15 protein-coding genes are annotated in these 21,704 nt (G+C 73.5%); 7 read left to right on the top strand and 8 right to left on the bottom strand.

Translation table 11 applies throughout. The features are described from left to right. The first annotated feature begins 21 nt into the window (after positions 1 to 21). Positions 22 to 1,416, top strand: coding sequence for a GntP family permease (locus RM590_RS12865; RefSeq protein ID WP_311704638.1), 1,395 nt, complete (start codon positions 22 to 24; stop codon positions 1,414 to 1,416). Here the strand turns inward: RM590_RS12865 and RM590_RS12860 are convergent. The 3 genes from RM590_RS12860 to RM590_RS12850 all read right to left on the bottom strand — a co-directional run bounded on the left by RM590_RS12860 (position 1,401) and on the right by RM590_RS12850 (position 5,702). Then, the gene (locus tag RM590_RS12860; protein ID WP_311704637.1) at positions 1,401 to 2,069 is read right to left on the bottom strand and encodes an AAA family ATPase; all 669 of its coding nucleotides are present in this window, start codon (positions 2,067 to 2,069) and stop codon (positions 1,401 to 1,403) included. The genes RM590_RS12865 and RM590_RS12860 overlap by 16 nt on opposite strands. Positions 2,070 to 3,297: 1,228 nt before the next feature. After that, positions 3,298 to 3,495 carry a hypothetical protein gene (locus RM590_RS12855; RefSeq protein WP_311704636.1) on the bottom strand — a complete coding sequence of 66 codons (198 nt, stop codon included), beginning with the start codon at positions 3,493 to 3,495 and terminating at the stop codon, positions 3,298 to 3,300. An 80-nt stretch (positions 3,496 to 3,575) separates the two neighbouring features. Then, the gene (locus tag RM590_RS12850) at positions 3,576 to 5,702 is read right to left on the bottom strand and encodes a gluconate 2-dehydrogenase subunit 3 family protein (protein ID WP_311704635.1); all 2,127 of its coding nucleotides are present in this window, start codon (positions 5,700 to 5,702) and stop codon (positions 3,576 to 3,578) included. Positions 5,703 to 5,945: 243 nt separating this feature from the next. Here RM590_RS12850 and RM590_RS12845 point away from each other — a divergent pair, with 243 nt between their 5' ends. The 3 genes from RM590_RS12845 (at position 5,946) to RM590_RS12835 (ending at position 10,583) form a co-directional block, all read left to right on the top strand. Further along, positions 5,946 to 6,923, top strand: a complete 978-nt coding sequence (locus RM590_RS12845; protein WP_311704634.1) for a LacI family DNA-binding transcriptional regulator — start codon at positions 5,946 to 5,948, stop codon at positions 6,921 to 6,923. Positions 6,924 to 7,052: 129 nt separating this feature from the next. Continuing rightward, positions 7,053 to 9,095 (top strand): glycoside hydrolase family 31 protein, encoded by a 2,043-nt coding sequence (locus tag RM590_RS12840; protein WP_311704633.1) that lies wholly within the window; start codon positions 7,053 to 7,055, stop codon positions 9,093 to 9,095. Between the two features lie 195 nt (positions 9,096 to 9,290). Further along, positions 9,291 to 10,583 (top strand): sialidase family protein, encoded by a 1,293-nt coding sequence (locus RM590_RS12835; protein WP_311704632.1) that lies wholly within the window; start codon positions 9,291 to 9,293, stop codon positions 10,581 to 10,583. 67 nt (positions 10,584 to 10,650) lie between these two features. Here RM590_RS12835 and RM590_RS12830 read toward each other — a convergent pair whose 3' ends face one another. From RM590_RS12830 to RM590_RS12815, 4 genes are read right to left on the bottom strand one after another with little or no spacing between them, the layout of a single operon-like run. Further along, positions 10,651 to 12,864 (bottom strand): S1 family peptidase, encoded by a 2,214-nt coding sequence (locus RM590_RS12830; protein WP_311704631.1) that lies wholly within the window; start codon positions 12,862 to 12,864, stop codon positions 10,651 to 10,653. Beyond that, complete coding sequence (locus tag RM590_RS12825) at positions 12,861 to 13,385, bottom strand: hypothetical protein (protein ID WP_311704630.1); 525 nt, start codon at positions 13,383 to 13,385, stop codon at positions 12,861 to 12,863. Before RM590_RS12825 ends, RM590_RS12830 begins: the two co-directional genes overlap by 4 nt. 40 nt (positions 13,386 to 13,425) lie before the next feature. Further along, entirely contained in the window at positions 13,426 to 13,821 is a 396-nt protein-coding gene (locus RM590_RS12820; RefSeq protein ID WP_311704629.1) for a hypothetical protein, read from the bottom strand. A gap of 21 nt (positions 13,822 to 13,842) precedes the next feature. Then, a complete protein-coding gene (locus tag RM590_RS12815) occupies positions 13,843 to 17,202 on the bottom strand; it encodes an ALF repeat-containing protein (protein WP_311704628.1) in 3,360 nt (1,119 codons plus the stop codon). 544 nt (positions 17,203 to 17,746) lie between these two features. Between RM590_RS12815 and RM590_RS12810 the strand changes: the two genes are divergently transcribed. From RM590_RS12810 to RM590_RS12800, 3 genes are all read left to right on the top strand, one after another. After that, positions 17,747 to 19,507: a glycosyl hydrolase gene (locus RM590_RS12810; RefSeq protein ID WP_311704627.1), complete on the top strand. Its 1,761-nt coding sequence runs from the start codon at positions 17,747 to 17,749 to the stop codon at positions 19,505 to 19,507. Positions 19,508 to 19,662: 155 nt separating this feature from the next. After that, positions 19,663 to 20,370 (top strand): class I SAM-dependent methyltransferase, encoded by a 708-nt coding sequence (locus tag RM590_RS12805; RefSeq protein WP_311704626.1) that lies wholly within the window; start codon positions 19,663 to 19,665, stop codon positions 20,368 to 20,370. A gap of 31 nt (positions 20,371 to 20,401) precedes the next feature. Beyond that, positions 20,402 to 21,091: a 2-phosphosulfolactate phosphatase gene (locus RM590_RS12800; RefSeq protein WP_311704625.1), complete on the top strand. Its 690-nt coding sequence runs from the start codon at positions 20,402 to 20,404 to the stop codon at positions 21,089 to 21,091. Between the two features lie 9 nt (positions 21,092 to 21,100). Here the strand turns inward: RM590_RS12800 and RM590_RS12795 are convergent, their stop codons facing one another. After that, complete coding sequence (locus RM590_RS12795; protein ID WP_311704624.1) at positions 21,101 to 21,595, bottom strand: AAA family ATPase; 495 nt, start codon at positions 21,593 to 21,595, stop codon at positions 21,101 to 21,103. Positions 21,596 to 21,704: the final 109 nt, after the last annotated feature.

Here is a 21,704-nt window from a genome sequence, read left to right as displayed (position 1 = left end):
AACGAGCGAGGGAGCCCGCCCATGCCGCCCGAGGACGAGTGGGTGCAGACCCTGTCCGCCGGACCTCTGCTGGCCATCGCGGGAGCCGCGATCGCCCTGCTGCTCTATCTGATCGTCGCGCTGCGGCTGCACGCCTTCCTGGCGCTCATCACCGTGAGCCTGCTGACGGCGTTCGCCGCGGGAATCCCCGCCGAGCACGTCGTGCCGACGCTCACCGAGGGCTTCGGCACCACACTGGGCAACGTGGCGCTGCTCGTCGGGCTCGGCGCCATCCTGGGCCGACTCATCGAGGTCACCGGCGGCGCGCAGTCGCTGACCGACGCGCTGATCCGGCGCTTCGGCGAGGAACGGGCGCCGATGGCGCTGGGCGTGGCCTCGCTCATCTTCGGTTTCCCCATCTTCTTCGACGCCGGGCTCGTCGTGATGCTGCCGATCGTCTTCACGGTCGCGCGGCGGCTCGGGGGCGGCGTGCTGCGGTACGGGCTGCCGGTGGCGGGGGCGTTCTCCGTCATGCACGTCTTCCTGCCGCCGCACCCGGGCCCGGTCGCCGCGACGGAACTGCTGGGCGCGGACATCGGGTTGGTCGTCGTCCTCGGCCTGGTGATCACCCCGCCCATCTGGTACGTGACCAGCTATCTGTTCGGCCTGTGGGTGGGCGGGCGCGTGGTGCTGCCGGTGCCGGACATCCTGAGCGGCGGACCGCAGGTGGAACGGGATCCGGAGCAGCAACCACCCCGGCCCGGCACGGTGATCGGGCTGCTGCTGCTCCCGCTGGTGATGATCTTCACCAACACCGGCCTGGACGCCGCGCGCGCCGCGGGCTGGGTCAGCGGCGAGGCGGGCTGGTACGCGCTGGCCCGGGCCCTGGGCTCCGCGCCGGTCGCGCTGCTCGTCGCCGTGCTCGTGGCCAGCTATGTGCTGGGGCCCCGGCGCGGGCTGGGGAAGGACCGGGTGACGGAGCTGACGGACTCGGCGCTCGGCCCGGTGTGCTCGATCATCCTGATCACCGGGGCGGGCGGCATGTTCGGCGCCGTGCTGCGGGCGGGCGGCATCGGCGACGCGCTCTCCGAGAGCCTGGCCGACACCGGCCTGCCCGTCATCGTGGCCGCCTATGTCATCGCCGCCGCGCTGCGCGTCGCGCAGGGCTCGGCCACCGTGGCGCTGACCACGGCCGCCGGGCTGATCCAACCGGTGATGTCCGGCGGGGAGTTCAGCGCCGTGGCGCTGGCCGCGATCGTGCTGGCCCTGGCGGCCGGCTCGGTCGTCGCCAGCCATGTCAACGACTCCGGCTTCTGGCTCGTCGGCCGGTTCATGGGCATGGACGTCAAGACGACGCTCATGACCTGGACCGTGATGCAGACGACGATCAGCGTCAGCGGCTTCGCGCTGGCGTCGCTGATCTACGCGATCGGCTGACCGTCGTCGGCCGGAACCCCGGGCTTGGCGAAGACCATGCCGTCCAGCGCGTCGGCCGCCGGCCGGTCCAGCAGCACCGCCGAATGGCACCCCGGGGGCAGCCGGCCCGCCGCCACCTCGGCGATCAGCCTGCCCAGCGCCCGTTGGTGCCCGGCGAACGCGTGCCGGGACACCGTCCGGCCCCGGTCGCGCTGCCCGGCCAGGGCCGTCTCGGCGGGCACGTCGAGCAGCACCAGATGGAAACCCCGGCCACGGCGGCGGGCGTCCCGGCCCAGCCAGCGGCGCACCCAGGCCATCCGGCCGCAGTCGTGCACGAGAACACCGGCCGGTGACCGCAACGCCCGCCACAGCCCGGCGTAATGGGCGAGCCGGACCACCGGGCGGTAGACGGAGTAGGGCAGCCAGGCGGGCAGCCGCCGGGCCCAGCGCTCCCGCGCCTCCTGGGAGTCGACGCGGATCAGCGTGCCGTCGTCGACGACCGCCCGCCGCATCAGCGTGGACTTGCCGCTGCCGGGCAGCCCGGAGACGACGACGCGGTGGCCGGCCGGCCACTGCAGGGTCAGAGGCGCGTCCACCGCACCCCGGAAGTCGCGCACCGGCGGCGCCGGCAGACCCTCCGGGTGCGAGCCGACGAGGTCCCCGCGGTGCGCCATGACGGTGTCCTTCCCCACTCCGAAGCGCGTTCCCGCGCGATGCGCCCGGCCGTGGCGCGACGACGAGACGTGACCGCGGACACGGTCAAACGTAACCGGTGCCCCATCTCGCGGCAATGGCGCCCGAGTACGCGGGAAAGGTCCGCGGCCGGAGCGATCTCGTTGGCGCGGGGAACTAGGGCCTGTATCGAGTTCCCGCCCGGGCCCGCGACGCCAGTCACGGCACCTCGCCGCTCCCCCAGACTCCGTCTGGGAGGTGCCCCCAGCCGAATCGCGCGAATACGGCCGGGTATGAGCTGCGATCCGGTGCCTTGCTGGGGGTACCTCCCAGGCCCCCAAGGGCCTGGGGGGGCACCGCGTCTGACGCCGCGGGCTGATCCGACCGGGAACTCGATACAGGCCCTAGACGGAGATCGAGGACCAGGCGAGCCAGTGGAGAACGCTCTTGACGCCCGAGGCGAGATCGACGCGGGGGCCCAGTTGAGTTCGGCCCGCGCGCGGGCGTTGCACAGGGCCGCGGGGCCGGCGTCCGCCGGGTCGGGCTCGACCGCGTCGGTGGCCGTCCCGTTCACCATGTCCCGGATGATTCCGGCGAGTTGCGAGGTGCCGACGGCCTCGTCGGCGCAGAGGTCCAGGGACGGCGCGGCCGTTCGGGAGGCGATGACGCTCTCCAGCGCGTTGGCGACGTCCTCGACGTGGATGAGCTGGACGGTGTCCGGACCGGGCGAGCCCTCTGGTGCCGGCCGGCCCTCGACAGCCCGCCGGACCCGGTCGTTGAGCAGGGAGTTGTCGGCCACATAGGGGCCGTAGGGCACGCCGAGCCGGAGCCGGGTCACGGCGGGTCCGCCGTCGGAGGCCGGGTGGGCCTCGGGCGCGGGGCGGCCGTCCGAGCCGGGGACGCGCATGTCGACGACGGACCGGACGCCGGCCGCCCGCGCACTGCCCGCGATGCGGTCGAGGGCGTCGTCGGGGGAACGGGGATCCGCCAGGTGAACGGCCACGTCGGCATCGCGCAGGGCGGTGTGGAGATCGCGGTCCGAGGGGGGCGGGGAGGTGTCGAGCCGCATGGAGGTGACGCGGTGGCCCCGGTCGGCGAGCTCTGTCAACAGGAAGGTGCCGAGCGTCCGTTCTCCGCCGAGGACGGCGATCCGGTAGGTCGGTGGCGCGGGCGCGGGTGCCGGCGGGCGCCGGGTCGCGGGCCGTTTCGCGCTGTCCGCGCGCGCCCCGGTCACCAGGGCGTGCCGCGCCAGGCGGGTCCCGGCTCATCCGGCCGCAGCGCGGCCAGCACCTGCGGCAACCGGTCGGGCCGCGCGTACAGTTGGGGCGTCGGCGCCACATACAGCAGCACCGTCGTCATCCCCGGCCGCAGGAACTCCGCGATGCGCGGCCGGATCGTGGAACGGGGCGACGCCGACGAGGTGCTCACCGCCGGATCACCCGTACACCCGGGAGCTGCTGGCCGCCTCCCCCGCGCTGCCGGCGCGGCGGCCGCCGGCGGCGGAGGTGTCATGACCGGGCGATGTGCCCGGCCACGCGGTAGGCCAGGGCCAGGATGGTGAGCACGGGGTTCACGCCGCCGTTGGTGACGTGCAGGGAGGCGTCGGCGATGTGCACGTTGTCGTGGCCCCACACCGTTCCCCAGGGGTCGGTCACCGAGGCGGCCGGGTCGCTGCCCATCCGGCAGGTGCCCGCCTGGTGCTGGCCGCCGCTGGGCACGCCGGTGGCCACCGTCCCGAATCCGAACACCGAACGGGCGCCGCCCGCGGTCAGCCAGGCCGCGGCGCGCTCGGCGAGGAACGCGGCGGTGCGGCCGTCCTCGGGGTGCGGGCTGCCGCCGAGGCGGGCGACGGGGACGCCGAAACGGTCCCGGGTGCCGGGATCGACGGTGACCCGCGCGGCGGGGCTGGGTATCTCCTGGACCGGGCCGGCGACCAGGGCCAGCCGCGGGTACAGCTCGCGCATGCCGGCCTTGGCCGCGGCCCCCCAGGCGGGCAGGACGCCGAGCCCGGTGAGCGTGGCGTACACCTGAGTGGGGGTGGGCACGAAGTCGTTGGCGAGCATGCCGCCGCCCACCACTCCGGCGTTGTGGTGCCGGTAGTCGTTGGTCGAGATGCTGGGGCCGGGGCCGACGCAGTCCTGGACGGCCTCGTCGAAGAGGGCGTGCGCGCCCGCGTAGAGGTGGCCCTGGAGGTTGCGGCCGACCTGGTCGAGGTTGTTGCCCAGCCCGCGCGGCTCCCGCTCGGAGGCGCTGTTGAGGAGCAGGCGGGCCGTTTCGACGGCCCCGGCGGCGAGCACGACGTGGCCGGCGACGACCTCGCGGCGCACGGTCCGCCCGTCCCGCTCGGCGACCAGGGCCACGCCGGTGACGCGCCCGCCGGGCCCGCCGGTGACGACGCGTTCGGCCTGGGCGCCGGTGAGCACGTCGCAGCGGCCGGTGGCGACCGCGCGCGGGATGACGGTGTTGTGCGTGCCGTTCTTGAACTCGCCGGGGCAGCCGAAGCCGACGCACGCGCCGCAGTTCACGCAGCCGCCACGGCCGTCGCGCGGCACGGAGTTGACCAGCAGCGGCACCGGCGAGGTCCGCAGGCCCAACTCCCGGGCGCCGCGGGCCAGGACGCGCGCGGTGCCGTTGGGGCGCACCGGCGGCATGGGGTAGCCGCGGGTGCGGCGGCCGGCGAACGCGTTCCCGGCCGGGTCGCCGGAGACGCCGATCTCCCATTCCGCGCGGTCGTACTCCGGCTCCAGGTCGTCGTACGTCAGCGGCCAGTCGGCCAGGGAGCTGCCCTCGGGAACGCCGTAGGTGGTGGCCATCGTGAAGTCCTCGGGGCAGAACCGCCACGCCTGGGCACCGAAGACGCGGGTGCCACCGCCGGCCGTCATGGCGTTGTTGCTCCAGCGCGGGTCGGCCGGCCACACCACCTCGTCGCCTGCCGGGCCGGCGATCACGCGGGGGTTGCCGGCGGCGGGCGGGCCGGCCGGGGTGTCCAGGCCGCCGTTGACGGCGAGGACCATGCGCTGGTTGCGCAGATGGTCCGGCCGCAGGTCGGCGGCGGTGAGCCAGGGGCCGCGTTCCACGAGGAGCACCGTGAGACCGGCCTCGGCCAGCACACAGGCGGCGACGCCGCCCCCGGCGCCGGAGCCGACCACGACGGCGTCGTACCTGTCCCGGGTCGCCGCCCACGCGATGGTGGGCGGGGGCGTCCGGTCCGGCTCGGGCTCGTCCTCGGGGCCCGGGCGGTAGCCGATGGCGCGCCAGGTCGCGCCGCCGGTGTTGCCGCCGTTGCCCGGGTCGCCGTAGTAGCCCTGGGCGCACAGCCGGATCACCGCGCGCAGGAACGCCGCGGGCGCCACCTCGCCCCAGTCGGCGGCCGGGCGGTCCTCGAGGAGGTCGGCGATGACGGCGTCGGCGGCCTCGGGCGGCAGCGCGGCGAAGCCGGCGGCGCCGTGCCGCGCGGCGGCCTCCGCGTCCAGCCGGGCCAGGCCCGCGTCGACGAGCGGGGCGTCCGCGCGGGCGTGGCCGGCCAGGGCGCCCGGCAGGAACTCCCGGATGCCCGCCGCCCAGCCGCCGGGGTGGTCGTCGGCTGGGACGAGACGGTCGACCAGGGCCCGCAGGGTGTCCGGCGGCGGTGTCATCGAAATCTCCTCGCGCTCGTCGTGGCTTTCGGTGCGGAAACGCAGTGCCGCAGCAGGATCGCAGGTCCCGGAATCGAATCGGACATCGAAATCCGTCGAAAGCGAATTCCGCCACTGGACACCTGGAAATTTCCGGCGTACTCATGTCACCGACGCCGCATGCGTGGCGCACCGGCTCCCGCCGAGTCGAAATATTTCGACGGGATTCGGCGGGGACGTTCCGACTTGGTGAGGAGGCAGGCCGTGACCGGAATCACCGATGTGGCCCGGCACGCCGGGGTCGCGGTCAGCACCGTCTCCTACGTGATCAGCGGCAAGCGGTCCATCTCGCCGCCCACCCGGCGCCGGGTGCTGGACAGCATCGCGGTCCTGGGCTACCGGCCCCCGTCCGCCGCCCGGTCGCGGACGCTGGGCCTGGCGGTGCGCGTGGACGACGGCACGCACCGGCCGCTGCTCGCCGAGTTCATGCTGTCGGCGAGCGTCGCGGCCCGCCGTTACGACCGGAACGTCCTGCTGCTCACCGACGAGCACGAGCACAGCATCCTGGACGCGGCGCTGCTGGACGGGCTGATCCTGATGGACGTGGGCGTCCTGGACCCGCGCCTGGACACCGTCCGCGGGCTGCCGGTCCCCACGGTGCTGCTCGGGCTGCCGCGCGACCCGGCCGGGCTGCGGTGCGTGGACCTCGACTTCCGCGCGGCCGGCCGGCTGTGCGTGGACCACCTCGCCGAGCTGGGCCACCGCGAGATCGTCCTGCTCGGCGCCCCGGGGGCCGCCTGCCGGCGCCGGGCCGGCTTCGCCGAGCGCACCGCCGCCGGCGCGGCCGAGCGGGCCGCCGCCCGCGGGGTGCGGCTCACCCACCGCCCCTGCGAGGGCGACTGGGACAACACCGCGGGCACGCTCACCCGGGTCCTCCAGGAACGGCCGGAGACCACCGCCATCATCGTGCAGAACGAGGCCGCCACCCCCCATCTGGCGCCGCTGCTGCGCGGGTTCGGCCGGGCGATCCCGGAGGACCTGTCCCTGGTGGCCGTCGGCTCGGACGCCGTGGCGACCGCGGGCAGTCCGTTACTGACCTCGGTCTCCGTGCCGGCCGCCGAGATGACCGCGCGGGCCGTCGAGCTGCTGATGGACGAGCCGGGCCGGGCCGGGGAGCGGACCGTGCTCCTCGCCCCGCGGCTGACCGCCCGGGCCAGCACCGCCCCGCCCCGCTCCCACTGACCCACCGCCGGCCGCGGCAGGGCCTCCGGCAGGCCGCCGTTCACCCGCACCCTGCCGAAGGACACCCCCATGCCTCCCGCACGCCCCCGACGCCACCACGCACAACGACAAGCACAGGAGAGCCAGATCATGGCGAGCATGTTCCGGGAACACGACGGCGGCCTCGAATGGCGCGGCCGGCACGAGACGCTGCGCGTGGAGCCCTGGGGCCCCGACGCGCTGCGGGTCCGCGCCGTCCTCGGCGCCGTCCGCGACGACATCCCCGGCGCCCTGCTGGACCGCCCGGCGCCCGGCGCCGCCCGGATCACCGTCCCCGACCTGACCGGGCGGCGGGTCTTCAAGAACGGCCTCGGCTCGCCCACCGACGCGCTGCCGCCCGCCACCGTGGTCAACGGCCGGCTCACCGCCGAGATCACCGCCGAGGGCGAGCTGCGCTTCACCCGCACCGGCGACGACGGCGAACTCCTCGCCGAACGCCGCGCGCACTTCTGGTGGCCGGGCACCCGCGTGCACACCCCGGTCGGCCACGGTCACCAGCGCCTCGAACAGTACTTCGCCGCCTACGAGGGCGAGCGGCTGTACGGCCTCGGCCAGCACCAGCAGGGCCGGCTGGACCGCAAGAACACGGTCGTCGACCTGGTGCAGCGCAACACGGAGATCACCATCCCGTTCGTGCTGTCCAGCCGCGGCTACGGCCTGCTGTGGAACAGCCCCGCCGTGGGCCGCGTCGAACTCGCCGACAGCGGGACCCGCTGGGTCGCCGACAGCGCCCGCCAGATCGACTACTGGATCACCGCCGGCGACACCCCGGCCGACATCCTGCGCCACTACGCCGACGCCACCGGCCACGCGCCCGAATTCCCCGAGTGGGCCACCGGCTTCTGGCAGTGCAAGCTGCGCTACCGCACACAGGCCGAGCTGCTGGAGGTGGCCCGCGAGCACAAGCGCCGGGGGCTGCCGATGTCCGTGATCGTCGCCGACTTCTTCCACTGGACCCGGCTGGGCGACTGGAAGTTCGACCCCGAGGAGTGGCCCGACCCGGCCGCCATGGTCACCGAACTCGACGAGCTGGGCATCCGGTTGATGGTGTCCATCTGGCCCTCGGTCAACCAGTCCAGTGAGAACTACGACGAGATGGAACGGCGTGGGCTGTTCGCCGCCAACGAGTACGGCACCGCCGCGCACGCCACCTGGATCGACAAGGGCTCCGACAGCCGGATCAGCGTCGCGTTCCTCGACCCGACCAACCCGGAGGCGCGCGCGTACGTCTGGGACAAGGTCCGGCGCAACTACCAGGAAATGGGCATCAATCTGTGGTGGCTGGACGCCTGCGAGCCGGAGATGAAGCCGGCCCACCCCGCCAACCTCCGCTACCACGCCGGTCACGGGCAGGAGGTCGCCAACCTCTACCCGCGCGAGATCGCCCGCGCCTTCCACGAGGGCATGGCCGCCTCCGGCAACACGGACGGCATGTCGTTCGCCCGCTCCGCCTGGGCGGGCAGCCAGCGGTACGGCACCGCCGTGTGGTCCGGCGACATCGGCACCGACTTCGCCGCCCTGCGGACCCAGATCGCGGCCGGCCTGAGCATCGGCCTCTCCGGCATCCCGTGGTGGACCACCGACATCGGCGGCTTCCACGGCGGCGACCCCGACGACCCGGCCTACCGCGAAGTCATCGTGCGCTGGTTCCAGTTCGGCGCGTTCTGCCCGATCTTCCGGCTGCACGGCTTCCGGGTGCCCTGGCTGCCGCTGGGCGGCGAGATGACCGGCGGCCCCAACGAGGTCTGGTCCTACGGCCCGGAGGCCTACGAGGTGATGTGCCGCTACCTCCGGCTGCGCGAGCGGATCCGCCCCTATGTCGCCGAGCAGATGCGCACCGCCGCCCGGGAGGGCCTGCCGGTGATGCGCCCGCTGTTCCTGGAGTTCCCCGCGGACGACGCGTGCTGGACCGTCACCGACCAGTACCTGCTGGGGCCCGACCTGCTGGTCGCCCCCGTCACCGGGGCCGGGGCCGTCGCCCGCGAGGTGTACCTGCCGCGCGGCGCCCGCTGGAGGTGCGCCTGGACCGGCGTCCGTTACGAGGGCAGCACCACGGTCACGGTCGACGCCCCCCTGGACCGGATACCGCTGTTGCTGCGCGACGACGCGACCCTGCCCATCGCCGAGGCGTGACCCCGGCTTCGGGCCCGGGAGTTCACGCCTTCCGGGCCACGCCCAACGGTGCGGGGGGCGCCCGCCGACGGCCGGGACCGGCAAGGGAGCACATTCGTGGCCGGCATCATCACTGGACCGGGCCCCGTACGCATGCTCCCGCCCCGCCCGGGCAGTCCTTTCCATGAGGCCGTCGTCCAGCCCTCGGGAGCATCGGTGATACCAGCGGTTCGCGGCCGCCCCTGGGGCGTGCTGGTCGTCGTCCTCGGTTGTCTGGCGGCCATGGTGATGAGCGCCCAGCCGGCCCGGGCGGCGGTGCCCCGCCACACCGAGACGCTGCTGTTCGACGGCGGCGGGGAGAGCCTCAACGGCGTCCGCTACCACTCCTTCCGCATCCCCTCGCTGGTTCGCACCACCGAGGACACGCTGCTCGCCTTCGCCGAGGGCCGGGTGACCAGCGCCGCCGACGACGGCCAGAACATCAACCTGGTCTACAAGCGTTCCGAGAACGACGGCGCCACCTGGTCACCGCTGATGCAGGTCGCCGGCATTGGCCCGGGGAAGTGGGGGAATCCCACGGCTGTCGTCGACCAGGACACCGGGACGATCTGGCTCTTCCTCCTGTGGAACGACGCCGACTACGTCCGCCCCACCACCTGCCAGACCGACCCGGCGCGCTGGGACGATCGCAGGGTCTACGTCACCAGCAGCACCGACGACGGGCTGACGTGGGCCCCGCCCACCGACCTCACCGAAACCCTCAAGCCGCGGACTCTCGCCAACGGCTGCGTCTGGGCACACGACATCATCGGCCCGGGCACGGGCGTCCAGACCTCCTCCGGCCGCCTCGTCGTCCCGGCCCTGCACCGCTCCATCTACAGCGACAACCACGGCCTGACATGGCAGGTGGAACGGCTTGCGGACCCCTCCGGCGACCTCCTGGCCGAGGGCACCAGCGAAGCGACGGTGCTGGAGCTCACGGACGGGCGGCTGTACCGGAACGACCGCGCCACTCCCACGTTCTGGTCCCCCGCCGACGAATCCACCCAACGCCGATGGGTCACCCGGGGCCAGATCGGCACGGGCTTCGCCCCCTTCGCCCCCGACCCGGCCCTGCGCGACCCGCGCATGGAAGCGTCGGTCCTCCGGTACACCGCGGCCGGGACGCCCCGGATCATGTTCCTCAACTCCGACGACGTCGACCAGCGCCGTCACATGCGCATCCGCGTCAGCTACGACGAGGCCGAAACCTGGGCGATCTCACGCCCGTTGAGCGACGCCCCGCTGCCCGGCGCCTCGACTCCCGGCTGGGAGGGGCTGGGCGCCGCGGACGTGGTGGAGGGCGGCTACTCCAGCATGGCCAAGACGGCCGACTTCTTCGTCGGCGCGCTGGTCGAGGTGAACGAGAACGCCTCCGCCGCGGACCGCGAGGCCGCCCATCGCTCGATCGTCTTCCGCAAGGTGAACCTGCCCTGGATCCTGAACGGCCGCGCCGAGCCGGCGCCGTAGCGCGGCGCGCCGTCCCGCCGGCCGAACGACCGGCGGGACGGCGCGGGCAAGGGCTCGGGCGATGACGTCAGCGGGGTGACCAGCCGAACGCCACTCCCGATGCGGGGAGATCGCCCTGGCCGGGCTGGTGGGTCGTCACCTCGCCCGTCGCTCCGGTGCGGCCGCCGGTCGCGTTCGCCCAGGGCAACGCGTGCAGGGCCCCGTACGGGGCGGGACCGTTCGGCATGCCGACGTTCAGGTGCGTGCCGGTGGCGTGGATATGCCGGCCCATGAACTGCTCCGGGCCCGGGGCACCGGGCAGCCCGGACGCGTTGCCCGCCTCGATCCAGAAGTCGGAGTCACCCGGCGCCCCGAGCGGGGAGAAGGTCTGGATCGCGCCCGCCTCAGCGCTCGTTCCGATGTTCTCACCGGGCACGCCGACCGCCAGCAGCATGGTCGAGGCGGTGCTCACCGCCCTCGGCGCGGTGTTCGCGACGGACACGGTCGCGCCGAACTCGTCGTCGGTCTCCGCCACCCCCTCCACGCCGGCGTTCTCCTGATGGATGTTGGCCAGCTCGCTGACCGATCCGGCCGCGGTCACCTGGAGCGTGACCACCCGGCCCGAGTCACTCCGGAGGGTTCCGTCGACCGTGCGGTCCTCGCGGGGAACGCCGACGGCCAGGACCGAGTCGGTCGCACCCGCGGCGCCCGAGGGGCGGTACGCGGCCATCGAGAGCGTGGCGCCGAACCGGTCGCCGGCCTGTGCGTCACCGCTGATACCGGCGGTGTTCTGGTGGATGTCGGCCACGGGGTTCGGGATGTTGTCCGCGTTGAGGTCGTGATCGAACACCCACACCATCCCGGAGGCCGCCTGGTCCCCCACGGACTCGAACGCGGTGCCGATCGCGAAGTGGTTCGGTGTGCCCGCGACCGACAGGCCGAACCGGTCGCCCGCCTCCATGACTCCCGGCACACCCGGCTGGTCCTGGTGCACCCTCCTGCTGATCGTGCCGCGCAGGTAGAAGACGATGCCGGCGTTCGTGAACCCGTCGAAGTCCTTGTTGGGCACGCCGATCAGCAGGTACGGCACGCCCGCGTCGGTGTGGCCGGTGGCCAGTGCGTCTCCCATCCGGTCCTCGGCCTGGGGCACCGCTGCCCCGACGACGCCGGAGCCCTCGCCCTGGCTCAGGTTGAGGGCCGCCTGGCCACTGCCCAGTCCGTCGGGGGAGCCGTACAGCACCGACACCATGCCGACGTCCGCCAGGGAGTCGATGTCCTCGTCGGGTATGCCCACGACGAGGTCGGTGCAGCCGTCCTCGTTGTGGTCGAACACGGCCAGCTCTTCCCCGAACCGGTCATCGGCCTCGGCCACGTTCGGCACATGTCCGAGGTCCTGATGAATCACCGCGACGCCCTTGCCGCCGCCGTAGACGATCCGCGCCAGCCCGGCCTCCGCGTTCCCGCCCACGGTCGCCGAGGGGTCGCCCGCGGCGACGTCCGCCGCGCCGTCGCAGTTGAAGTCGGTGACGCGTGGTGCCCCGACCGTGTCACCGACCCAGTCGTGCAGGTCGTCGACCCGGGTGTCGACCGCGCCGGTACGGGTCTCCGTCTCGTCCACGCCGAAGCAACCACCCTGCCACGAACGGCTGTTGACGGCGACGAGCTCGATCTGCCCGCCGGATTCGCGCACCGCGGGGCCGCCGGTGTCCCCCTTGCAGACAGCCGAACCCTCTTGGCCGGTGATGGCGACCTCGGTGGTGCTCACCGTGTCCACGGTGAACGTGCCGGTGTGCAGTGTGAGAGGGGCCCACTCGTCCGTGGTGCGGCCGTAACCCGCGACCCGCAGCTCCTCCCCGACCGCGGGGGCGCCGGTGCTGAGAGCGACGGGGGTGACGTCGGGAACCGGTCGGGCCAACCTGGCGAGTACCAGGTCCCGGTCGTTGTGGGGAACCAGCTCCACGACGTCACGAACGTGGCCGGAGGTGGTGGTGAGGTCGGTGCGGCCGATGGTGGCGACGGTCGCCAGCCGGGGCTTGCCGGCGGGCACCGACAGGCTCACCGCCGGATCGTCGGCGAAGCAACTGGCGGCGGTGAGCAGCCACTCCGTGTCGACCAACGCGCCCGAGCAGGCACGCCGGCCGTCACCGATGTCCAAACGCGCGGTGAATCCGTGGATGTTGCCGGACTCGGGAGGGCCGACCACGGCCCGGGCGGGTACGGCCGTCAACGCCAAGGATGCCGCGGTCAGGGCCGCGGTCAGCGCGGCCAGCGTGACTGGCCGGGTTCTTCGGGACCGGTTCATGAGGAAAGACCTTCTTGGCTGGAGGTGGTGATGAGTTCCACGAGCAGGTGGTCGCGGTGCTCCGGTTCGTCGGTGGGCTCACCGACCGGGGTCCACTCGTCCGCGGGGACGGTGAAGGACTTCTCCTCGTCTTCGACGGTCATGTTCGCCGTGGTCGTCGTGTCGGCGGCGCCCTTGATCGCGTACACGGCCGGCAGTTCGAGGCTCAGGTAGCCCTCGGTGCCGGTGACGCGGAAGCAGATCCGGTCGCTCTGGTCGCGGGCCCAGACCTCCAGCAGCCCGGTGGGGCCGCAGTCGGTGAGCACGATGTGCCCGTCGCCGCGCTTGAGGAGGATGCCACGCTCCGCGAGGATCTCGTCGGCCCGCGGGTAGTTGAAGTCCTCCACCGCGTAGCCCGGAGCCTCGTCCGCGGCTGCCGCGACGTCAGCGCCCGGGCTGGCGTCCGCGGCGGTGGTCACGAAGGTCAGTGCCGCCAGACCGCCGGCGAGGGCCGTGGTCATGGCCTTGGTCAGCCATCTCATGAAGGTCCTTTCTTGTTCTGTTCCCGCGCGGGGACTGTCGTTACGCGGGGGAGGTCAGCGCGGCTCCGGCGAGCGCCATGAGGCTGGCGAAGATGACGCAGAACGCCACGCGCCAGCGCGGAATGTCCCAGTCGTGGGTGTCGCGCCGTACGCCCTTCCGGTTCTCGTGGGCGAGCCTCGTGAGCCACGTGCGGAGCGGAAACATCCCGACCGTCAGCCCGACCAGCAGGAACGACCACACCACGAGCATGCTGGTCACCGGGTGGCCGTTCATCTCGCCCGCCACCGTCACGCCTGCCGCGCCGGCGGCCAGGACGACGGGGAACCGGGTCCGGAACGTCCGGTTCGGGATCCATGCCCCCGCCGCGGTGCAGGCGAGGGCGGTGGCCGCCACCGTCATCAGCAACGCCTGTTCAAGGGGAAGGTCTTCGAGCACGGGATGTGTCCTCACCGGGGCTCAGCCGAAGAGGCTGACGATCGGCGAAATGAGATCGTGGCCGGCATCCGAGATCGTCCTCGCCGTGCTGCTGTTGAACAGCGGTCCGGCCAGCCGGGCCGAGCCGAAGGCGCCCAGCGCCAGTCCGGCGCCGGTGACGGAGTCGAAGAACTCGCCACTGGTCCACCCGTGCTCGAAACCGGTGAACACGGCGCCGAGCCCGCCCAGTGCGAGGGAGGTGTAGCTGAACCCCGCCGCCAGCGGGATCGTGACCGGCGCCCAGGCCGGGTTGAGGCTGGCGAATCCGAATCCCGCGGCGACCAGACCGGTCGCGATACTGGCCCCGTTGGCCGTGTCCGCCCACCAAGCGGCGTCGGAGTACCAGGGCTCGTCGTCGCCGCCGCTACTGCCACCCGGGTGGACGTCGTCGTGCGTGGGGCTGTCGGCCGGGTTGGTGTTGTTCTCCCGCTGTTCCCTTGCCTCCTGGGCGGCCTGACGCGCGGCCTCCGCCGTCTCCTGCCTCCGCAGGTCGGTGGCGATGCGCCGGGCTTCGCTGGCCGCTGCCGCCGCCGTCCGCGCGTCCTCGCCCGCCGCGAGCGCGGACTGACGCGCGTTCGTCGCCGAGGCCTGGGCGCTGTAGGAGGAGGCCAGGGCGGCGCGGGCGGCGTCGATGGCCCGGTTCGCCGCGTAGTTGGCCGAACGGGAGGCGCCGCGTGCGGTGGCCGCCGCGGCCGACGCCCGGTCGGCCGACGCCTGTGCGGCGGCGGCGGACGCGTCCGCCGCGTCGGCGTTTGCCTCCGCCTGTTCGGCGTACTCCTCGGCTCTCTGGGCCGATGCCGTCGCCTGGTCGGCCCACTCCGCGGCCTCGTCCGCCGCCTCGCGGGCGTCCGCCGCCGCCTTCGACGCCAGCGCCGCGGTCTCCTGCGCCTTCTCGGCGATTCTCGCCGCGGCCGCGATCGCGCCGCGGATCGCCGCGATGTGCGCCGCGGAGTCCTCGTCGAGCTGTGCGGTCTTGTGCTGCACGACCTCGACGAAGCGCCGGCGCATCCATGCCGGTCCTTCCAGGGCGACCGCCGCGTGGGCCCGGGTGTAGGGGCCGCCGCTGGCGAGGAGCGTCGCGGTGGCGACGCCGTCGTCCTCCGCCAGCGCCTCGGGATAGGCGCGGTCGAAGAAGTCCTGCAGTGCCTGCGGGGTGTTCGCCTCGATCGCGGCGCGGGCCGCGGCCTCGACGGCACTGCCGGGGTTGTTGTCGAGGATGCGGAAAATCTGGACGCGGGAGTCCTCGGCGGCGGCCTCGATCGCCCCTTCGGTGACGAAGAGGCGCGTCGCCCGCACGTCGTCGTTCTCCAGCGCCAGTTGCGCGGCTTCCGCGATCGCGGGCGCGGAGGTCTGGGCGATGTAGAGGGCGGTCTCCCGGTCGTCCTGCCCCTGGGCGATGGCCCGGTCGGTGTCGATCCAGGCGTGGACGTCGGCGTCCGTGCCGGACAGCGCGAACTGGGCCGCCTCCCGCGTCCAGCCGCCCTTGGAATCCAGTTGGCCCACCGCGGCCTCACGGCCCAGCGTGGCGGCCAGCGCCACATCGCCCGCCGTCAGCGCCTGCTCGGCCCGGGCGACCAGGTCCTTGACGGCCGCTTCGGTCTGCTGCTCCTGCAGGCGCTTGGCCTCGAGCCGAGCCCGCTCGTCCGCCTCGATCTCCCGCAGCAGCCGGGCCTCCTCCAGGGCCTGCAGCCTGTCTTCCTCCAGACGCGCCAGCTCGGCCTCCCGCGCCGCCTCCTCCACGTCCACGGCTTCCGCGACAGCCTGCGTGGCGGCGTTGGCCGCCGCGACCGCCTCGGCGGCGTGGGCGGTGGACCTGTTCGCGTAGTCGATCGCCTCGCCCGCGTGCTCCACCGCCTCCTCGGCCGCGTCCGCCGCCCGCTCGGCGTGGGCGGCGGCGGAGTTGGCGGCGTCGCGAGCGGTACGCGCGGCGGCCGCGGAGGCGTTGGCCAAGGACTGCGCGGTGGATGCGGCGTTGGTGGCCCGGTTCGCGGCGGCGGCCGCGATCGCCGCCTGCCGCTGCGCTTCCTCGGCCTCCTGCTGTGCCGCGCCGGCGGCGGACGCGGCCTGGGCGGCGGCGCTGGCGGCGGCGGCCGCGTTGCCTGCGGCGGACGCGGCGGCGGAGCCGGCGCTGGCGGCCTGGGCGGAGGCGGTGGCCGCGTGGTCGGCGGCGGTGGCTGCCCGCCGCGCCCGGGAAGCCGCGTTGCGGGCCGCGACCGCGGCGTTGCTGGCCGCCTCGGCGTGTGCGGCGTCCCTGGATGCCTCGATCGCCGCGCTGTAGGCGCGGGAGGCGGCACGGCCGGCGGTGGCGGCGGCGTGCGAGGCCCCGGTGGCCGCCCGGGCGGCACGGCGGGAAGCGGTGACCGCGGCGTGGGAGGCCCTGATGGCGTTCCGCGCGGCGTTCGCCGCTCCCTCGGCGGCGGCGGCCGCCTTGCGGGCCGCGGCGCCGGATCTTCGCACGTCGTCCTGCGCGGCCTCCGCCTCGGCCGCGGCCTCCTCGGCCGCCTCCCGCGCCTCGGCGGCAGCGGTCTTGGCTCGCTCGGAAGCCTCGACGGCCAGTCCGGTCTCCGCCTCCGCGCGCTTTCCCTCCCGCTCGGCCACCGCGACGAGTTCCTCGATCGTGGACGACTCCTGGTCGCGGGCGCGGGCGATGTGCTGGCCGGTGTCCAGGAACCACCGGACGTCTTCGGCCGTGCCGCTGAGGGCGCGCTCGGCGTACAGCCGTACCTCTGGTCCCGCACCCACCAGCATGCCGGCGGCCTCGACCCGCTGGTCCTCCTCGCGGGCGGTGTACTGGCCGTCGGTGAGAAAGTCCGTCAACGCCTGGTCACTGCCGGCGTCCAGGGCCTCGTCGGCCTCCCGTCGGACCGCCGTGCCGCCGTTGAACATGACGGCGGTCGTGGCCACCCGCAGGTCTTCCGCGATCGCCGGCCGGTAGCCGCCGGCGAGGAAGTCCACGACGGCGCTGTCACCGCCGTCGAGGGCGATGACCGCCTCCCGGCGCAGCCCCGTGCCGGCGCGCGCGAGGTAGGTGAAGAGAGCGACGCGGTTGTCCTCGGCGGTCACCCTCGGGAGCTCGTCGGTGAGGAAAGTGGTGATGTCGGCGTCGGTGCCGCTGAGGACGAAACTCGCGGCCGCCCTGGTGGCCCTGCCCCCCGTCAGCCACGCCCTGATCGCGCGTGCCCGCTCGGTGTCGGGCAGCGCGAACGGATCGGGTGCCTCGCCGTCCGCGGCGCGGGCGGCGGCCCGGGCCGTCTGCGCCAACGCCATGGGGGAGGCCGCCGCGGCCGTGCCGGCGGCCAGGACGCCGAGGAAGCGGCGCCGACTCCAGAAAGTGGTCTGCATATGGGTGTTCTCCTCGCGTTCGCACAAAAGGGATGCCAGCGACGGCGTGACGCTCGGAACGGGGATTACGCAGGGCTTGTCGGGGGTCCACGCGGAGAACGCCGAGGTGAAGCGCCGACTGGCGATGGCGCGCCCTCCTGACAGCTCGGTCTCATGGGCCCGCCTCGAAGGTCGGCAGACAGATCCCCCGCTCGGCGGCGGGCGCCTACGGAGGCGTCGGCAATGCCACAACGAGCACACCCCGGCAGTCACGATGCTGGATCAAACGCCCCATCCCCCTGTTTCGTGATGCGGGCGCCGATCACGCTAGGGGCGATTCGCCCCACCGAGCCATGGTGCACAGTGCTCAATGCCGGTCTCCGGCTGTGCACACTGCTCAACCGGGCACCGGCCGGCCGCCCATGCCCCGCCGCAGCCACCGCGAACGCCCCCCGGCCAGCCGGGTGTTGCAACGTTGCGAGAGTTCTTGACAGGCACTCGGGGCTGGGGTCGAATGCGCGTTTGGGAGCGCTCCCATAACCCGACTCGGGAGGCGAGGGACGACATGGAACTCCGCACTGCCCTCAGATCCACGCTGGCCGCCGCGGCGGCCGGCGTGCTGGCCGTCCTGGCGGCCCCGCCACCGGCGGCGGCGCAGGACGGCGCCGCGGACGCGTACGCCGCGGAGGTGTACGAGGCCGAGGACGGCGAACTGATCGGCGTGACCGCCGCGTCCACCGCGCCGGGCTTCTCGGGCACCGGCTATGTGGAGGGCTTCGACACGGCCGACGACCGGGTCGTGGTGACGATCCCGGACAGCCCGGGCGGCCTGTACGACCTGACGGTGCACTACCGCGCGCCCTACGGCCAGAAGAACGCCGTGCTCCAGCTCAACGGCGCGGGCATGGGCGAGGTGACCCTGCCGGAGACCACGGAGTTCTCCACGGTGGCCGCGGGCAAGGTGCTGCTGGAGGAGGGCGCCAACACCATCACGGTGCAGAACGGCTGGGGCTGGTACGAGATCGACGCCCTGTCCATTGCGCCGGTGCCGCCGCGCCCGCCGCACCAGACAACCGGCGTGCCGGTGAATCCGCAGGCCACGCCGGAGGCGCGGTCGCTGCTGAGCTACCTCAACGACCACTACGGCGAGGTGATCCTCAGCGGGCAGCAGGACGTGTCCGGCATCACGTGGCTGGAGGAGAACGTCGGCCGCGCCCCGGCCGTCGCCGGGCTGGACATGATGGACTACTCCCCCAGCCGGGTGGAGCGCGGCACGGTCGGCACCGACGTGGACAACGCGCTGGCCTGGGACGAGCGCGGCGGCATCGTCACGTTCGCCTGGCACTGGAACGCGCCCACCGGGCTGATCGACGAGCCGGGCAAGGAGTGGTGGCGCGGCTTCTACACCGACGCCACGACGTTCGACCTGGCCGCGGCGCTGGCGGATCCCGAGTCGGAGGAGTACGCGCTGCTGCTGCGCGACATCGACGCCATCGCCGCGGAGCTGTCCCGGCTCCAGGACGCGGGCGTGCCGGTGCTGTGGCGCCCGCTGCACGAGGCGGAGGGCGGCTGGTTCTGGTGGGGCGCCAAGGGGCCGGGGCCGGCCAAGGAGCTCTACCGGCTGATGTACGAGCGGATGACAGAGCATCACGGGCTGCACAACCTGATCTGGGTGTGGAACTCGGTGAGCCCCGAGTGGTACCCGGGCGATGACGTGGTGGACATCGTGAGCGCCGACTCCTATCCGCCAGCGGGCGACTACGGACCGGTCAGCGCCACCTACGAGAAGCTGGTGGACCTCACCGGGGACACCAAGATCGTGGCCCTGACGGAGAACGCCTCGATCCCGGACCCGGATCTGCTGGAGTCGTACCAGGCGCACTGGAGCTGGTTCGTGACCTGGTCGGGCAACTTCCTCACGGACGGCAACACCAACTCCCGCGCGCATCTGGAGCACGTCTACAACCATGAGCGCGTGATCACCCTGGACGAGCTGGGCGACTTCAAGAACCACGGCGGCTGCGCGGCCACCCACCGCGTCGCGGACCGCTGGGGCACGGGCCATCTGGGCAACGTCACGGTGACCAACACCGGCGACGAGCCGCTCTCCGGCTGGCGCGTGGCCTGGAACCTGCCGGCCGGGGTGACGGTGTCCAGCGCGTGGAACGCGACGCTGACGGCCGGCGAGACCGGGGTGCGGGCCACATCGGCCGCGTGGAACGGGCAGTTGGCGCCGGGCGGCGTGACGACGTTCGGCTATCTGGGCCGCGGGGCGCTGCCTTCGAGCGTCGTGCCGGCTCCGAGCTGCGCCGCGACCGGGTCGTAGGACCGGGCCGCGAGGGCCCGCCGAGCGGCGGCAGCCGGCGCACGTCCTCTCGTGCCGGCCGCCGCCGTCGGCCGTTCCCGGGCCCCGGGCGGAAGTCCCGGTCATCGCCGATGAATTGGCTGGCCGGTCACGCCGCCGCGATGGATACTTCCGTGATGACCTCGGACAACGCCTACCACGGCGACGTGGGCGACTACTTCGCCCGGTTGGCCGGCGACAGCCCGTACAACGCCTTCACCGACCGCCCGGCGATGCTGGAACTCGCGGGCGAGGTCGCCGGGTTGCGGCTGCTGGACGTCGGTTGCGGGGCGGGGAACTACGCGGCAGAGCTGCTGGACCGGGGAGCCCGGGTCATGGGGATCGACGGCAGCGCGACGCTGCTCGGGCACGCGCGCGACCGGGTGGGCGACCGGGCCGAGCTGCGGCTGCACGACCTGGACACCCCGCTGGACTTCGCCGCCGACGCCGCGTTCGACGGGGCGGTGTGCGCTCTCGTCTACCACCACATCCGCGAACGGGCCCGGCTGCTGGCCGAGTTGCGGCGGGTGCTGCGGCCCGGCGGCTGGCTCGTGCTGTCCACGTCCCATCCGACGTCCGACTGGCGCCACCACGGCGGCTCGTACTACGACGAGAGCTGGGTGGACTTCCGTCTCCCGGACCCCTCGATCACCGTCCATCTCCAGCGGCTGACCCTGGAGACCCTGGTGAACGAGTGGCTGTCCGCCGGCTTTACGCTGGAACGCCTCGTCGAGCCACGGCCGTTGCCCCGGCTGCGGGAGATCGACGCGGACCGGTACGAGAGGCTGACCCGGGAGCCGAGCTTCCTGGCCGTGCGGCTGCGGCGTCCCCCGGGCGACTCCTAGCCCGTTCGGTTCCCTACGAGAGGATGGGCGCATGCGTGCGACTTTTACGGGCCCGGCGGACGTGTCCGGGGTGCCCGGCGTGGCCGTGGTCATCGATGTGATGCGGGCCTTCACGGTGACGGCCTGGGCGTTCGCGCGCGGGGCCGAGCGGATCGTCTTCGCCGACACGCTGGAGCAGGCGCTGGACCTGAAGGCCCGGAATCCGGGTTGGCTGGCCTTTCAGGACGGTGTGCCGAAGCCCGGCTTCGACCTGGCGAACTCGCCCGCCATGCTGCGGTCGCTCGACGTGGCGGGGCGGACGGTGGTGCAGAAGACCACCGCCGGGACCGTGGGCGCGCTGGCGGTCGCCGACGCCGGGGTGGTGCTGTGCGCGAGCTTTGTCGTCGCGGAGGCCACGGCGCGCTTTCTGCGGGAGCGGCGGCCCGAGGAGGTGACGTTCGTCGTCACCGGGGAGGGCGGGCGGGCGGCGGAGGACCTGGCCTGCGCGCGGTACATCGCGGGGCGCGTCACCGGTGCCGCCGGTGACCCGGCTCCCTTCCTCGACCTCGCGCGGGGCTCGGCCGCCGCCGCGAACCTCACGGAGGGGGTGCGGCGCGGTCATCGCGGCGTTCATCCGGACGATGTGGAGCTGTGTCTCGCGGTGGACACGTTCCCGTTCGCCATGGCGGCGGCGCGCGAGGGCGCCCATCTGGTGCTGCGCCCGGTGGCGGCGGCCCACTGAGCCGTCGGGTCACCGGCGCTCGGGCGGTGGACCGGCCAGCGCCACGAGACGGTCGACCACCTCGGCGCGCGGCCCCCGGGTGTCGATCTCCACGGTGGCCGAGGCACGGAGCAGCGGCTCGACCTCGGCCGTGTCCACCACGATCCGGTCGCGTTCCTCGGAGGTCCTGCCGAAGGGGTTGGTGACGCGATCGGCGACGCGGGCGAGCATGACCTCCAAGGGGGCGCTGAACAGCACGACATGGGCGAACCGGGGGTAGAACCGGCCCTGGTTCCACACGGTGCCCGCGAGGAACAGCGGCTCTCCCGAGCGCTCGTGCTCGCCCAGCAGCGCGTCGATCCGGTCCTCCCGCCACTGTCGCTCCACGCCGCCGCCGGGCAGCGGGGCCTCCTCGATCCACCCGTCGTGGTCGGTGTCCACCACGCGATATCCCCGCCGCGCCAGCCCGTCCAGCGCCGTTGACTTCCCCGTCCCGGACATGCCGGTGATCAAGATGGCTGCCATCGGCCCATCATAGGCGGGCACGGCGAACAAACCATATGTGCGGCAAATGACATGACCGGCGGCGTCGGACCGTGCCACTCGGCTTTTCCGCTGTGACGAGTTGACGGCA

Source organism: Streptomyces litchfieldiae, assembly GCF_031845365.1.
In the GTDB taxonomy this organism is placed as follows: Bacteria; Actinomycetota; Actinomycetes; order Streptomycetales; family Streptomycetaceae; genus Streptomyces; species Streptomyces litchfieldiae.
The sequence above is the reverse complement of the archived record's forward strand: the minus strand, read 5'-3'. Positions and strand labels throughout refer to the sequence as shown.